The organism is Citrobacter sp. Cpo091, from assembly GCF_030332645.1.
In the GTDB taxonomy this organism is placed as follows: domain Bacteria; phylum Pseudomonadota; class Gammaproteobacteria; order Enterobacterales; family Enterobacteriaceae; genus Citrobacter; species Citrobacter portucalensis.
The window spans coordinates 435,019-449,546 of sequence record NZ_JAOWHL010000039.1 but is presented as its reverse complement, the minus strand read 5'-3'; the positions used below and the strand labels follow the sequence as shown (position 1 = coordinate 449,546).

At 54.9% G+C, this 14,528-nt stretch carries 14 protein-coding genes; 11 read left to right on the top strand and 3 right to left on the bottom strand.

Annotated features, from left to right (window positions below; translation table 11 throughout):
- Positions 1–6: 6 nt before the first annotated feature.
- The 11 genes from pmbA (at position 7) to OGY04_RS18415 (ending at position 9,625) form a co-directional block, all read left to right on the top strand.
- On the top strand, positions 7–1,359 hold the full coding sequence (gene pmbA, locus OGY04_RS18465; RefSeq protein ID WP_003830385.1) for a metalloprotease PmbA: 1,353 nt from the start codon (positions 7–9) through the stop codon (positions 1,357–1,359).
- An 86-nt stretch (positions 1,360–1,445) separates the two neighbouring features.
- Positions 1,446–1,832 carry a cytochrome b562 gene (gene cybC / locus OGY04_RS18460; protein ID WP_003025756.1) on the top strand — a complete coding sequence of 129 codons (387 nt, stop codon included), beginning with the start codon at positions 1,446–1,448 and terminating at the stop codon, positions 1,830–1,832.
- Positions 1,833–2,164: 332 nt separating this feature from the next.
- The gene (locus OGY04_RS18455) at positions 2,165–2,473 is read left to right on the top strand and encodes a glycine dehydrogenase (RefSeq protein WP_003025758.1); all 309 of its coding nucleotides are present in this window, start codon (positions 2,165–2,167) and stop codon (positions 2,471–2,473) included.
- A gap of 10 nt (positions 2,474–2,483) precedes the next feature.
- Positions 2,484–2,846, top strand: coding sequence for an SFCGS family glycine-rich protein (locus OGY04_RS18450; RefSeq protein ID WP_003830384.1), 363 nt, complete (start codon positions 2,484–2,486; stop codon positions 2,844–2,846).
- A gap of 2 nt (positions 2,847–2,848) precedes the next feature.
- Positions 2,849–3,148 (top strand): DUF4312 family protein, encoded by a 300-nt coding sequence (locus OGY04_RS18445; protein ID WP_003025762.1) that lies wholly within the window; start codon positions 2,849–2,851, stop codon positions 3,146–3,148.
- Positions 3,149–3,171: 23 nt separating this feature from the next.
- Positions 3,172–3,948, top strand: coding sequence for a DUF4311 domain-containing protein (locus tag OGY04_RS18440; protein WP_003025764.1), 777 nt, complete (start codon positions 3,172–3,174; stop codon positions 3,946–3,948).
- An 11-nt stretch (positions 3,949–3,959) separates the two neighbouring features.
- A complete protein-coding gene (locus OGY04_RS18435) occupies positions 3,960–4,604 on the top strand; it encodes a DUF4310 family protein (protein WP_003830379.1) in 645 nt (214 codons plus the stop codon).
- A 113-nt stretch (positions 4,605–4,717) separates the two neighbouring features.
- Positions 4,718–5,851: an amidohydrolase/deacetylase family metallohydrolase gene (locus tag OGY04_RS18430; protein ID WP_048215062.1), complete on the top strand. Its 1,134-nt coding sequence runs from the start codon at positions 4,718–4,720 to the stop codon at positions 5,849–5,851.
- The gene (locus tag OGY04_RS18425; RefSeq protein ID WP_032942188.1) at positions 5,835–6,953 is read left to right on the top strand and encodes a DgaE family pyridoxal phosphate-dependent ammonia lyase; all 1,119 of its coding nucleotides are present in this window, start codon (positions 5,835–5,837) and stop codon (positions 6,951–6,953) included. Before OGY04_RS18430 ends, OGY04_RS18425 begins: the two co-directional genes overlap by 17 nt.
- A complete protein-coding gene (dagF, locus tag OGY04_RS18420) occupies positions 6,950–7,690 on the top strand; it encodes a 2-dehydro-3-deoxy-phosphogluconate aldolase (RefSeq protein ID WP_252430501.1) in 741 nt (246 codons plus the stop codon). Before OGY04_RS18425 ends, dagF begins: the two co-directional genes overlap by 4 nt.
- Positions 7,691–7,711: 21 nt before the next feature.
- Positions 7,712–9,625, top strand: a complete 1,914-nt coding sequence (locus OGY04_RS18415; RefSeq protein WP_125363014.1) for a BglG family transcription antiterminator — start codon at positions 7,712–7,714, stop codon at positions 9,623–9,625.
- A gap of 33 nt (positions 9,626–9,658) precedes the next feature.
- Here OGY04_RS18415 and nrdG read toward each other — a convergent pair whose 3' ends face one another.
- From nrdG to treC, 3 genes are all read right to left on the bottom strand, one after another.
- Positions 9,659–10,123, bottom strand: coding sequence for an anaerobic ribonucleoside-triphosphate reductase-activating protein (gene nrdG / locus OGY04_RS18410; RefSeq protein ID WP_008786048.1), 465 nt, complete (start codon positions 10,121–10,123; stop codon positions 9,659–9,661).
- Between the two features lie 159 nt (positions 10,124–10,282).
- Positions 10,283–12,421 carry an anaerobic ribonucleoside-triphosphate reductase gene (gene nrdD, locus OGY04_RS18405; RefSeq protein ID WP_003830363.1) on the bottom strand — a complete coding sequence of 713 codons (2,139 nt, stop codon included), beginning with the start codon at positions 12,419–12,421 and terminating at the stop codon, positions 10,283–10,285.
- Positions 12,422–12,829: 408 nt separating this feature from the next.
- Positions 12,830–14,482, bottom strand: a complete 1,653-nt coding sequence (gene treC, locus OGY04_RS18400) for an alpha,alpha-phosphotrehalase (protein ID WP_048215056.1) — start codon at positions 14,480–14,482, stop codon at positions 12,830–12,832.
- Between the last annotated feature and the right edge of the window lie 46 nt (positions 14,483–14,528).

The following is a 14,528-nucleotide window of genomic DNA, read 5'->3' as shown; positions in this document are numbered from 1 at the left end:
TACATTATGGCATTTGCGATGAAAGTAATCTCACAAGTTGAAGCGCAGCGTAAGATTCTGGAAGAAGCAGTCTCGACGGCACTGGAATTAGCGTCAGGTAAGTCGGATGGCGCGGAAGTCGCTGTGAGCAAGACCACGGGTATTAGCGTCAGCACCCGTTATGGTGAAGTGGAGAACGTCGAATTCAATAGCGATGGTGCACTGGGGATTACGGTTTATCACCAAAACCGTAAGGGCAGCGCATCGTCCACCGATTTAAGCCCGCAGGCGATTGCACGCACCGTGCAGGCCGCGCTGGACATTGCACGTTACACTTCGCCGGACCCGTGCGCGGGCGTGGCAGATAAAGAACTGCTGGCCTTCGATGCGCCCGATCTGGACCTGTTCCACCCGGCGGAAGTTTCCCCTGACGAAGCTATCGAACTGGCTGCCCGCGCTGAACAGGCGGCGTTGCAGGCCGACAAACGCATCACCAACACCGAAGGCGGCAGCTTTAACAGCCACTATGGTATCAAAGTGTTTGGCAACAGCCACGGTATGCTGCAGGGCTACTGCTCCACGCGCCATTCCCTTTCCAGCTGCGTAATTGCAGAAGAAAATGGTGATATGGAGCGTGATTACGCTTACACCATTGGCCGGGCGATGGGCGATCTGCAAACGCCGGAGTGGGTGGGGGCAGACTGCGCTCGCCGTACCTTATCTCGCCTGTCTCCGCGTAAGCTTTCCACCATGAAAGCGCCGGTGATTTTCGCCAATGAAGTGGCGACCGGACTGTTCGGACACCTGGTTGGCGCCATTGCGGGCGGCTCGGTGTACCGCAAATCCACCTTCCTGCTCGACTCGCTGGGCAAGCAAATTCTGCCGGAATGGCTGACCATTGAAGAACATCCGCACCTGCTGAAAGGGCTGGCGTCTTCACCGTTCGACAGCGAAGGCGTACGGACCGAACGCCGCGACATTATTAAAGACGGTGTGCTGACTCAGTGGCTGCTGACCAATTATTCTGCACGTAAGCTGGGGCTTAAGAGCACCGGTCATGCAGGCGGGATCCACAACTGGCGAATTCCGGGACAGGGTCTAAGCTTCGAGCAGTTGCTCAAAGAGATGGGCACAGGTCTTGTGGTTACCGAGCTGATGGGACAGGGCGTAAGCGGCATTACCGGCGATTACTCGCGCGGCGCGGCGGGCTTCTGGGTCGAAAACGGTGAAATTCAGTACCCGGTGAGTGAAATTACCATCGCCGGTAACTTAAAAGAGATGTGGCGTAATATCGTCACCGTCGGCAACGATATTGAAACGCGCAGTAATATTCAGTGTGGTTCGGTCCTGTTGCCGGAGATGAAGATCGCCGGGCAATAATATCCGTCATACTTCAAGCTGTGGCGTGAATTATTGAGGGTATCTGGCGTTTGTTTATTTTTGAATAATAAAAAAGGAAGTGAGCAATGCGTAAACACCTGTTAGCGATCGTCGCAGCTTCAACGCTGGTTCTTGGTTCTTCTGCGTTTGCAGCCGATCTTGAAGACGATATGGGGATCCTCAACGACAACCTGAAAATCGTCGAAAAAACGGATAATGCGACCGAACTTAAAGATGCGTTAACCAAAATGCGTGCAGCTGCGCTGGACGCGCAAAAGGGAACGCCGCCGAAGCTGGAAAACAAATCCCCGGATAGCCCGGAGATGAAGGATTTCCGTCACGGTTTTGACACGCTGATCGGTCAGATCGACGGTGCGTTGAAGCTGGCGAACGAAGGTAAAGTTAAAGAGGCGAAAGCCGTTGCGGAAGAGCTGAAAACCACGCGCAACGAAAACCACAAGAAATTCCGCTAATCTGCGCTATCCGGCCTGCATACCCGTAGGTCGGATACAACACCCCGCTACTGCACGTCCCATAAGTAAACGCTATCCCCATCACATTTTTTCATTTTTATCGCCCATTCATTGTTCGCACTTCCTTTCATTTTTCTGCTCGCTCTTGCGATCTCAATCACATTCTTCCAGTGATAAATCGTGGTTCCAGCTCTTTTTGCGGCACAGATCACTATCGCTGCACACCTTTCCACTTCGAAGTGGAAAACAACTCGCTACAAACTCATAACCTCCGTCGCTAATTTACCCTCAGAGACATTAACGGGGTAAGACGAGTGAATAACGGAGCTGTAATGAATGACATGGGGGAATCGGTGGAACTGGCCGACCGCATGCTGGCGCAGGTGTATGCCTTGCTGCGTGAACGCAACATTATTCCCAACGCCGTACAGGAACAGATGCTGACGTCGCATGTTCGCGCCATGGCGCACCGCTCGGTAACGGGTGAACCCTTACCAGAGGTCGATGCCAGCTTGTTTGATGAAATATCTGCCGAATCAATGGCGCTTGCCCGCGACGTGGTCGCCGAGTTTGGCAATCTTCCTGAGGAAGAGGCCTGGCTGCTGTCGGTGCACTTCGAAGTCGCGAAAGACAACCTTTAAGGAGCAAAAGATGGAACAGATTACCGTAGTGATTGGCGATCGTCTGGGTAAAGGCCAGAAAGTGGCGGCAGGCGTAGAGAAAGCGGGTGGCCGTGCCGTTGTGGTGCCGGGCGTTGCAGCAGATATGAAGCTGGGTGACGTGATGAAAGCGGAAAACGCCACCTTTGGTATCTCGTTTTGCGGCAGCGGTGGTGCGGGAGCGATTACCGCGCAGACCAAATACGGCTACAAGGCGAAATACGGCATGCGCTCGGTCGATGAAGGGGTAACCGCCATCAACGAAGGGTGCAACGTACTGGGATTCGGCTTTATGGACAAAGAAGAGCTCGGCGAGCGCCTGGTGCAGGCGTGGCAAAAGAAACACGGCGCTTAAGCATGAAAGAGCAATTCACCACCACGGTGAGAGTCACGGGTAAGGGCGAGACCAAAGCTCGCGCCTTTGCCGATGCCCTGAACCACGTTCAGGCTGCGGTGATGAAAGCGTCGCCGCATATCTTACTGCGTATTGAGCCACAGGATGTGCAGGTTGTTCAAGCGCGTGAATCGGTGCGTAAAGAGGCGTTTTTATTCCTCTTTTTGCGCCGGGAAAGACGCACTTTCAGCGTGGAGCTGGACGTGACCGTCAACGTGACTGCCATCAATCTCGACAAGGTGGATTTCGTTACGCAACGCTGATTTTTCTATTAAAAGGCATAATTATGTTCCTGATAATATTAATAAAATCGCTCATCATCGGCGCGTTGGTTGGCGTTGGTGTCGGCGCTGGGGCTGCACGCATGTTTCATGCGCCTACCACTCAAGGGATGGGCGCGTTTCGTACTCTGGGAGAACTGAATTCCTGCGAAGGGGATCCGGCTTCTCACTTCTCGTTCGGCCTGGGTTTCTTCTTTAACGCCTGGGCTTCCTCTGTTGCGGCGGGGGCGTTCACGCAGGACGTCGACCATCGCATCATCCCCAACTGGGGCGCCGCCGCGCTGATGATTAAAAATCGCAACGTCGGTGAAACGCTGCACGACCCCAAACGCATGGCAATTGCCTGCGGCGTTATCGGGATGATCGTGGTGACCTTCCTGAACCTCACCGCATCATCCGTACCGGAAGCGTTGCAGGTTACCGCCGTCAAGGTGCTGGTGCCCGCGGCTAACCTGCTGGTTAACACCGTGATGCCAGTAATCTTCTGGCTGGCGGCGATCGACGCCGGTAAGAAATCTGGCTTCTGGGCCACCGTTTTTGGCGGCGCGGCGCAGCTGATCATGGGTAACGCCGTTCCGGGTCTGGTTCTCGGCATTCTGATCGGCAAAGGTGTTGAAGAGAGCGGCTGGAACCACGTCACTAAAGTGATGATGGTGGCTATCGTCGCGCTGTTTGTCCTGAGCGGCTTCTTCCGTGGCTTCGACATGAAGATGATCGAATCCTTCCATCTGACCGTGCCTAACTGGCTCGAACTTATCCACAACTCGCTCAGCGGCAAATAACGGAGGTCATCATGGAACAGAATAAAGGTTTTTGGTTCGCTGACTGGTCGTTCCCGATCTTCGTGGGCCTGCTCTCCTCTGGCGTGTTTGCCGGAACACACATGTACTACCTGTACGGTATTGGCGCATTTAACGAAGTGGCTTTTGTGGCGATGCTGAAGGCGGGAATGGATACCGGCTCCTACGGAGCGGTGGCGGCATTTGGCGCAAGCTTCCTGTTTGCCCGCATCATTGAAGGTTCGCTGGTGGGGATTTTGGATATCGGCGGGGCGATTCAAACCGGGGTTGGGTTAGGTGTTCCGGCGCTGCTGCTGGGCGCGGGCATTATCTTCCCGGTCGCCAACTTCGCCGCCTCGCTGGTCACCGGTCTGGTGATTGGTCTGGCGATTGGCTACATCATCATTCTGGCGCGTAAGTTCACCATCAACCAGAGCGACTCGACCTACGGTGCGGACGTCATGATGGGGGCCGGTAACGCCTCCGGACGCTTCCTCGGACCGTTGATTATCCTCAGCGCGATGACGGCTTCTATTCCTATCGGAATCGGTTCTCTGGCGGGTGCGCTGCTGTTTTACCTGTGGCAAAAACCGATTACCGGCGGGGCGATCCTCGGCGCAATGATCCTCGGGTCTATTTTCCCGATTGCCATTAGTTGATGGTGTGTCGTTGTAGGCCGGATAAGGCGCAGCCGCCATCCGGCAATGGCGCCTGATGGCGGCTGCGCCTTATCAGGCCTACACGACCGCCCCCATTTCAACAGGAGAGAGACATGTTTGATTTACTCCTGCGCCGTGCGCGCCTCGTTGACGATACGGTGAGCGATATTGCGCTCAAAGACGGCAAGATCGCGGCGTTGGGTGACGTTGATGGCCCGGCGCTGAAAACCATTGAGCTGGGCGGTGAGTGCTACGTCAGCGCAGGCTGGATTGACTCCCACGTTCATTGCTACCCGAAATCCCCGATTTATCACGACCAGCCGGATAGCGTTGGTATTGCGACCGGCGTCACTACCGTAGTGGATGCGGGCAGCACCGGGGCGGATGACATCGACGATTTTTACACCCTGACCCGGGAAGCTGCCACCGAAGTGTACGCGTTGCTGAATATCTCCCGCGTTGGGCTTATTGCCCAGAACGAGCTGGCCAACATGGCCAATATTGACGCTGATGCGGTGCGAGAGGCGGTGAAACGCCACCCTGATTTTATCGTCGGTCTGAAGGCACGTATGAGCAGCAGCGTAGTCGGTGAAAATGGCATCACGCCGCTGGATCGCGCCAAAGCGATGCAAGCGCAGAACGGTGATCTGCCGCTGATGGTGCACATCGGCAACAACCCGCCGGACCTGGATGAGATCGCCGAGCGCCTGAGCGCGGGTGACATCATTACCCACTGTTACAACGGTAAGCCGAATCGCATTCTGACACCGCAAGGTGAGCTACGGGCGTCAGTGACGCGGGCGATTTCACGCGGCGTGCGTCTGGACGTTGGGCATGGCACCGCCAGCCTGAGCTTTGCGGTGGCAAAACGCGCTATCGAACTGGGTATTTTGCCGCACACCATTAGCTCCGATATTTACTGTCGTAACCGTATCAGCGGCCCGGTGCATTCCCTGGCGAATGTAATGTCGAAATTCCTCGCCATTGGGATGTCGCTTCCGCAGGTCATTGAATGTGTTACCGCCAATGCCGCCGATGGTCTGCGCCTGAAACAGAAGGGGCGGCTGCAGGTCGGTCTGGATGCCGATTTAACCCTCTTTACGCTTAAGCGCCAGCCAACCGTGCTGGTAGATGCAGAAAACGACAGCCTGCAGGCTGAACAACTGCTGGTGCCGCTTGCCGCAATACGTGCGGGCAAGGGCTATATGACCGAACAAGGGAGCGCGGAACATGCCTTCGATTTTTGAGAAATACGATTTAAAACAGGTGATTAATACCTCCGGCCGCATGACGGCGCTCGGCGTTTCCACGCCGCGACCAGAAGTGGTTGAAGCCGCGATGGCGGGAATGAACCAATATTTCGAGATGAAAGACCTGGTCAATAAAACCGGCGACTACATCGCGAAATTACTGGAAGTGGAAGGGGCAACGGTTGTCTCTTGCGCCTCGGCCGGGATTGCCCTGTCGGTGGCTGGCGTATTGGTTAAAGACAGCGACTGGCTGCTGGAGAACCTGCACGTCACGCCCATCGAGAACAACGAAATCGTGCTGCCCAGAGGTCACAACGTCAACTTTGGCGCTCCGGTGGGCACCATGGTAGCGCTTGGCGGCGGCAAGTTAGTGGAAGCCGGTTATGCCAACGAATGTTCCGCGGCGCAGCTGGCGGCGGCCATTACACCGCGTACGGCGGCCATTCTGTATATCAAATCTCACCACTGCGTCCAGAAAAGTATGCTCAGCGTGGAGCAGGCTGCGGTGGTGGCGCGTACGCATAATCTGCCGCTGATCGTGGACGCGGCGGCGGAAGAGGATTTGCAGTGCTACTACCGGGTTGGTGCAGATCTGGTGATTTATAGCGGCGCCAAGGCGATAGAAGGACCAACCAGCGGTCTGGTGATTGGTAAAACCCAATATGTTGAGTGGGTGAAGCGCCAGACGGCGGGGATTGGCCGGGCGATGAAGGTGGGCAAAGAGGGAATTCTTGGACTGACCTGCGCCATCGAACTGTATCTGAACGCGCAGAAAGAGAGCGGCGCGGAGATGGTCGAGAAAATGACGCCGTTCATTAATGCCTTGAACCAGCTTAACGGCGTGAGCGCCCGCGTGGTGTGGGATAGTGCAGGGCGCGACATCGCACGCACGGAAATTAAGTTTGATGAAGCGGTAACCGGGATCGCCACGGGGGAACTGGTCGACGCGCTGAAACAGGGGGAGTACGCGATTTATTTCCGTGGTTACAAAGCCAATGAAGGCATTATCGAAGCCGATGTGCGCAGCGTCGATCGCGCGCAGCTGGAGATTGTGGCCCGTCGAATTGGTGAAGTGATTTCGCAGGAGAAAAACGCATGAAACTGACCCCTAACTTTTATCGCGACCGCGTCTGCCTGAACGTGCTGGCAGGCTCCAAAGAAAATGCCCGGGATATTTATGCGGCGGCGGAAGGACACGTACTGGTTGGCGTGTTGTCAAAAAATTACCCGGATGTCGCAAGCGCGGTAGCGGATATGCGTGAATACGCGGCCCTTATCGACAATGCGCTCTCCGTGGGGCTGGGGGCGGGCGATCCTAACCAGTCGGCGATGGTCAGTGAAATCTCTCGTCAGGTGCAGCCACAGCATGTCAATCAGGTCTTTACCGGCGTGGCTACCAGTCGCGCGCTGCTGGGCCAGCAGGAGACAGTGGTCAACGGTCTGGTCTCGCCAACCGGCACGCCGGGCAGGGTGAAAATCTCCACTGGTCCGCTAAGCAGCCAGTCGCCGGACGGTATTGTACCGATAGAAACCGCGATTGCGCTGCTCAAAGACATGGGCGGTAGCGCAATTAAATACTTCCCGATGGGCGGCCTGAAATGCCGTGACGAGTACATTGCTGTCGCGCAGGCCTGCGCCCGTCATGACTTCTGGCTGGAGCCAACCGGCGGTATCGATCTGGATAATTTCACTGAAATCCTGCAAATTGCCCTCGATGCCGGAGTGAGTAAAATCATTCCTCACATCTATAGTTCGATTATTGATAAGGTGAGTGGTAACACTCGTCCGGACGATGTACGCCAGCTGATGGCGATGACCCGGGCCTGCGTAGGCTAACTGACTGATGAGGAAACTGACGTGCGATTCCCCAACCAACGTTTAGCACAGCTGTTTGACATGTTGCAAAACGAAGCGCTTCCACAGGACGAGCTGGCGCAGCGGTTGTCGGTTTCCACACGCACCGTACGGGCGGATATCACCGCGCTAAACGCGCTGCTCACCCAGTATGGCGCACAGTTTGTCCTCAGCCGGGGTAATGGATATCAGCTCAAAATTGACGACCCGGCAAGCTTTCACACCCTGCAAACGCAGCAGCCCAATACGTTGCTGCGCATCCCACGCACCAGCCAGGAACGGATACACTGGCTGGTGGTGCGTTTTCTGACGTCGGCTTTCTCGCTGAAGCTGGAAGATTTAGCTGATGAATGGTTTATCAGCCGAGCGACGCTGCAAAACGATATGGCTGAGGTGCGCGAGCATCTGCAACGTTATCATCTGACGCTGGAAACGCGTCCCCGTCACGGCATGAAGTTGTTCGGCAGCGAAATGGCGATCCGCGCCTGTTTGACCGATCTGCTGTGGACGCTGGCGCAGCAGGATCCGCAGCATCCGTTAGTGACGCAAGAAGCGCTGAATGCGGGGCTTCCTGAACAGTTGCAACCCGTTTTGCAGGACATTTTTGCCCGTTTCCATATTCGTCTGACCGATGAGGGCGAGCTGTTTTTACGCTTGTACTGCGCGGTGGCGGTACGGCGGATTAGCGAAGGATATCCACTCCCGGATTTTGCCGCAGAAGAGGCCGATCAATCGGTGTGCCTGGCCACGCGGGAAATCGCGGCGGTACTGCACCGCCTGGCAGACAAACCGCTTTCCGTTTCCGAAGAAAACTGGCTACAGGTGCATATTGCTGCCCGCCAGGTTCAGGAGATCGCGCCCAGTGCTATCAATGCGGATGATGACGAAGCGTTGGTCAATTACATCCTGCGTTTTATCAACACCCAGTACAACTACAACCTGTTGAATGACAAACAGTTGCATGCTGATCTGCTGACGCATATTAAGACGATGATCACCCGGGTGCGTTACCAGATAATGATCCCCAATCCGCTGTTGGAAAATATTAAACAGCACTACCCCATGGCATGGGACATGACGCTGGCCGCCGTCTCGGGATGGGGAAAATATACGCCGTACACCATCAGTGAAAATGAGATTGGCTTCCTCGTGCTGCATATTGGCGTCGGGCTGGAGCGTAGTTACAACATCGGTTACCAGAGACAGCCGAAGGTTCTGCTGGTATGCGATGCCGGAAATGCGATGGCGCGGATGATTGAAGCGGTACTGGCGCGTAAGTATCCGCAGATAGAGATCGTCGATACCGTAACGCTTCGCGACTACGAACAGCGGGAAAGCATCAGCGAAGATTTTGTCATCTCAACCGCGCGGATTGGTGAAAAAGATAAGCCGGTGGTGATGATTGCGCCATTCCCTACCGATTATCAGCTGGAGCAGATTGGCAAACTGGTGCTGGTCGACAGAACCCGTCCGTGGATGTTGAACAAATTCTTCGATGCCGCCCATTTTCGTGTGATTGACGAGCCAATGGATCAACAAACGTTGTTCAAAACCTTATGCCGTCAGTTGCAGGATGAAGGTTTTGTCGACGCGGAGTTTCTTGATTCGGTGGTTGAGCGTGAGGCCATCGTCAGCACCATGCTGGGTGACAGCATTGCCTTGCCGCACGCCCTTGGTCTGCTGGCAAAGAAAACGGTGGTCTACACCATCCTCGCCCCGCAGGGTATCGCCTGGGGCGATGAAACGGCCCACGTGATCTTCTTGCTCGCTATCAGCAAGAGTGAATACGAAGAGGCGATGGCTATCTACGATATCTTCGTCACCTTCCTGCGCGAACGCGCGATGACGCGACTCTGCGCGTGCCGGAATTTCACCGAGTTCAAAGCGGTTGCGATGGAGTGTGTGAGCCGTTTTTGAGAGGCGGATAACAGAATGTTTACCGCCTGAAAGTTAACGCAAATGATGTACAACCTGGTTGCTGCTACCGCGCCAGATCAGCGACGGGTCTTTAAGATCCTGCACAAATTTACCATCGACCAGCACGTTGATGAGATCCACCACCTGCATTTGTGCGGCGTTGAGTTCATCAAGCTTGTAGCCGGTCCACACCCAGATATCTTTCCCCGGACACTCAGCGTGAATACGCTGTACCAGTTGCAGGATATCCGGCACGTTTTGCGGATGCAGCGGATCGCCGCCGGACAGCGAAATACCCTGGCGAGGGATTCGCGTGTCGTTCAGATCGGCAATGATCTTGTCTTCCATCTCTTTGGTAAACGGCTGGCCGGAATTGAGTCGCCAGGTGCTTTTGTTATAGCAGCCAGGGCATTCATGCACGCATCCCGACACAAACAGGGTGCAGCGAGTGCCGGGGCCGTTGACGATATCGACAGGATAGTATTGATGGTATCGCATTTTCGCTTCTCAATTGACGCCATTACTGCGTTGTCTGCGCTCGCTCACCCGGGTCACTTACTTATGTAAGCTCCCCGGGATTCGCTTGCTTGCCGCCTTGTCCTGGCGCCAATTGCTTTGCGAAAAGCGTCACATCGCCAGGCAATAATACTGTCGAAATTAACCGATCTGCCCATTACCTAAATGCTTAACGCGGCGCTTCACTTCTTCCTGCTTACCGGCGTTAAACGGACGAGCGTCCGGGCTGCCTAAATAACCGCATACGCGGCGGGTGACCGACACGCGCGCGGCGTCGTGGTTACCACATTTCGGGCAGGTAAAGCCTTTGCTGGTGCACTCGAACTCACCGGTAAAGCCGCACTCGTAGCATTCATCGATTGGCGTGTTGGTCCCGTAATACGGCACGTGCTGATAGCTGTAATCCCAGACGTCTTCCAGTGCTTTCAGGTTGTGCTGAATGTTCGGGTACTCGCCGTAGCAAATGAAACCTCCGTTCGCCAGCGGCGGGTACGGCGCTTCGAAATCGATCTTGTCGTACGGGTTAACCTTTTTCTCCACGTCGAGGTGGAAGCTGTTGGTGTAGTAACCTTTGTCGGTAACACCCGGCACCACGCCAAACTCGGCGGTATCCAGACGGCAGAAACGATCGCACAGGTTTTCACTTGGTGTACTGTACAGACTAAAGCCGTAGCCGGTTTCGTCTTTCCACTGATCGACCGCCTGACGCAGACGTTCCACAATGGCGATAGCTTTAGCGCGAAGCTGCTCGCTGTCGTACAAGTGTTTGTCGCCAAACAGCGCGTTGATGGTTTCGTGAATGCCGATGTAACCCAGAGAAATCGATGCGCGGCCGTTTTTAAAGATTTCTGACACGTCATCGTCTGCTTTCAGACGCACGCCGCAGGCCCCTTCCATATACAGGATTGGTGCAACGCGGGCCTTCACGCCTTCCAGACGCGCAATGCGGGTCATCAGCGCTTTACGCGCCAGGATCAGACGGTCGTCGAGCAGTTTCCAGAAGGTGGCTTCATCGCCATGAGCTTCCAGCGCGATACGCGGCAGGTTAAGGCTGATAACGCCGAGGTTGTTACGGCCATCGTGAACCTGTTCGCCGTTCTCGTTTTCCCATACGCCCAGGAAGCTGCGGCAGCCCATTGGCGTTTTGAAGGAACCGGTCACTTTAACCACCTGATCGTAGTTCAGGATGTCCGGATACATACGCTTGCTCGCGCACTCCAGCGCCAGCTGCTTGATGTCATAGTTCGGATCGCCAAACTTGTGGTTCAGACCGTCACGAATCGCAAACACCAGTTTCGGGAACACGGCGGTTTTACGATTTTTACCCAGGCCGGCAATGCGGTTACGCAGAATGGACTGCTGGATCAAACGCGATTCCCAGCTGGTTCCCAGGCCGAAACCGAAGGTGACGAACGGCGTCTGACCGTTGGCGGTATGCAGGGTATTCACTTCATACTCAAGGGACTGGAATGCGTCGTAGCACTCTTTCTCGGTACGGGAATGCGCATAACCGTCGGCATCTGGGATCTGCCACTCTTCAGCGGTTTTGCGATGCTTATTAAAGCTCTCGGTCACGAACGGTGCGAGAACTTCGTCAATACGGTTAATGGTGGTACCGCCATAAATATGACTGGCAACCTGCGCGATAATTTGCGCGGTGACGGCCGTCGCGGTGGAGATGGATTTTGGCGGCTCAATCTCCGCGTTACCCATCTTAAAGCCCTGCGTCAGCATACCTTTCAGGTCGATCAGCATGCAGTTAAACATTGGGAAGAACGGAGAGTAGTCGAGATCGTGATAGTGAATATCACCACGCTCGTGCGCCTGGACGACATCACGCGGCAGCAGGTGTTGACGCGCATAGTGTTTGGCGACGATACCGGCCAGCAGGTCGCGCTGGGTCGGGATCACTTTGCTGTCTTTGTTGGCGTTTTCGTTCAGCAGAGCAGAGTTGGTTTGCTCAACCAGACCACGAATTTCCTGGTTCAGACGGCCACGTTTTTCACGCTGTATATCACGGTCGTGGCGATATTCGATGTACGCACGGGCGAGTTGTTTGTACGGACCAGACATCAGCTGGTTTTCAACCGCTGTCTGGATCTCGTTGATATCGACCTGGCTGCGCTCATTCATCTGGCTACTAACGACTTCTGCGACGGTGGCACAGTAATCTGCGTCATCGACTCCCGCTGCTTTAGCTGCACGCAGAATGGCTTCTTTGATGCGCTCTGATTTAAACGGCACTTTACAGCCATCTCGTTTCATCACATGCGGTGTCATGATCACTCCATATTTATAAGAACAGGTTATCCACAGAGGTTGGAGAAGCGGCCATGGCTTTATTCATCTATCTGGCCAATGACTTCCCGCAATCCTGACCCACTTTATCCACAATTCCACCGTTAAACGGTGCACTGTAGTTGTAGCAATTGTAGTCGATTAATACAACATATTGGGTCGGCGTGCATTTTAAGTTCTATATGTAGTGATTTGCATCAAGGATGTTTACGATTTATTTGATGTAGCGCAAAGTAAAAATCGGAGCGTACAGATGACGGGCAGTACAGCGATTGTAAATTGTGGGCAGAAAATTCTGATTAATTATTCAACAAAAACAGGAAGCTAAGCTAAGCGTATGTAGCAACGCCCGGTAGCGCTATGCGTACCGGGCCTGAACATAATTGCAAGCTATTTTTGCAACCACCAGACGGCCTCAAAAGGACGCAGTGTCATGTCCCCAGGTTGGCTGGCAACCTCGGCATAGTTGTGCATCAGCACCTGCCAGTTTCCGTCGGTCTGGGATGGCTGCCAGTTCTGGAAGGTATCGCTTAGATTGGCAATGACCAGCAGCCGCTGCCCTTGCCACTCTCGTTGATAGCACCACAGATGCGGGCTGTCCGGTAGCAGATCCTGGTAGTCGCCCCAGGTGATAACCGGCTCCGCTTTGCGCAAGGCGATCAGCTTCTGATAGGTGTAGAACACCGAGTCGGTATCGTTCAGTGCTGCCGCCACGTTGATGTCTGCTGCGTTGTCACACAGATTGATCCATGGCTCGCCGCGGGTGAAGCCCGCGTGTTTGCTGCTATCCCATTGCATCGGTGTGCGGCTGTTATCGCGTGATTTACTGGCGAGGATCGCCAGCAGTTCTTGCGCATCGCGTCCCTGGCCGTTCAACTCGGCAAACATATTATGGCTTTCCACATCGCGATAATCGGTAATCTGGCGGAAGTGCGGGTTGGTCATGCCAATCTCTTCACCCTGGTAGATGTAGGGGGTGCCCTGCATGCCATGCAGCACCATCGCCAGCATTTTGGCCGACGGAACGCGGTATTTACCTTCATCGCCAAAACGCGACACGATGCGCGGCTGATCGTGGTTACACCAGAACAGCGCGTTCCATGCCTGATTGTGCATGCCCTGCTGCCAGTGGTGGAACAGGGCTTTTAGCGCCACATAATCGGGTTTTGCTAACGTCCACTTCTCACCGTTGGGGTAATCTACTTTCAGGTGGTGGAAGTTAAAGGTCATCGACAGTTCACTACCATCTTGTGCGGCGTACTGCTGGCAATGTTCAAGCGTAGTGGAAGACATTTCGCCGACCGTCATCAGGTTGCGTGGGGTAAAAACATCGCGGTTCATCTCACGCAAAAATTCATGCGCGCGTGGGCCGTCGGTATAAAAACGGCGTCCATCGCCGTCGGGGTCGTTCGGGAAGTCCTGATCTTTAGAGATAAGATTCACCACGTCGAGGCGCAGTCCGTCCACGCCGCGATCGGCCCAGAACTCGCACACTTTCTTTAACTCGGCGCGGACCGCCGGGTTTTCCCAGTTCAGGTCGGCTTGTTCCGGAGCAAAGAGGTGTAGATAGTACTGCTCGCTTTCGGCGTGCCAGCCCCAGGCGTTGCCGCCAAACTTGGAGCGCCAGTTATTTGGCGGGCAGTCTGGCGTGCCGTCGCGCCAGAAATAAAACTGACGATACGGGCTGTCTTTATCCAGCGCTTCACGAAACCAGGCGTGCTGGGTTGAGGTGTGGTTAAACACCATGTCGAGAATAATACGGATGCCGCGCGCTTTCGCCTGCGCCACCAGTTCGTCAAAGTCTTCCAGCGTGCCGTAGGCCGGATCGACAGACGTGTAGTCTGCGACGTCGTAACCGTTATCAACCTGCGGTGAAATATAGAACGGCGTCAGCCAGATGGCATCAACGCCCAGCTTTTGCAGATAGTCGAGGCGCTGCGTCACACCGCGTAAATCTCCGGTGCCGCTGCCGGTGGTGTCCTGAAAACTCTTGGGGTAAACCTGATAGATAACGCCGTTTTGCCACCAGTGGGGAATATTCATGGTTGTTTCCTGGAAATACGCTGGGGCGCAACTGCGCCCCGAAGAA

Bases quoted from the DNA above. Each gene is read 5' to 3' on its own strand.
- treC (WP_048215056.1), bottom strand. From the start codon at position 14,482: ATGAATATTCCCCACTGGTGGCAAAACGGCGTTATCTATCAGGTTTAC.
- OGY04_RS18440 (WP_003025764.1), top strand. From the start codon at position 3,172: ATGTTCCTGATAATATTAATAAAATCGCTCATCATCGGCGCGTTGGTT.
- dagF (WP_252430501.1), top strand. From the start codon at position 6,950: ATGAAACTGACCCCTAACTTTTATCGCGACCGCGTCTGCCTGAACGTG.
- OGY04_RS18430 (WP_048215062.1), top strand. From the start codon at position 4,718: ATGTTTGATTTACTCCTGCGCCGTGCGCGCCTCGTTGACGATACGGTG.
- OGY04_RS18450 (WP_003830384.1), top strand. From the start codon at position 2,484: ATGGAACAGATTACCGTAGTGATTGGCGATCGTCTGGGTAAAGGCCAG.
- OGY04_RS18445 (WP_003025762.1), top strand. From the start codon at position 2,849: ATGAAAGAGCAATTCACCACCACGGTGAGAGTCACGGGTAAGGGCGAG.
- nrdD (WP_003830363.1), bottom strand. From the start codon at position 12,421: ATGACACCGCATGTGATGAAACGAGATGGCTGTAAAGTGCCGTTTAAA.
- cybC (WP_003025756.1), top strand. From the start codon at position 1,446: ATGCGTAAACACCTGTTAGCGATCGTCGCAGCTTCAACGCTGGTTCTT.
- OGY04_RS18455 (WP_003025758.1), top strand. From the start codon at position 2,165: ATGAATGACATGGGGGAATCGGTGGAACTGGCCGACCGCATGCTGGCG.
- nrdG (WP_008786048.1), bottom strand. From the start codon at position 10,123: ATGCGATACCATCAATACTATCCTGTCGATATCGTCAACGGCCCCGGC.
- OGY04_RS18435 (WP_003830379.1), top strand. From the start codon at position 3,960: ATGGAACAGAATAAAGGTTTTTGGTTCGCTGACTGGTCGTTCCCGATC.
- OGY04_RS18425 (WP_032942188.1), top strand. From the start codon at position 5,835: ATGCCTTCGATTTTTGAGAAATACGATTTAAAACAGGTGATTAATACC.
- pmbA (WP_003830385.1), top strand. From the start codon at position 7: ATGGCATTTGCGATGAAAGTAATCTCACAAGTTGAAGCGCAGCGTAAG.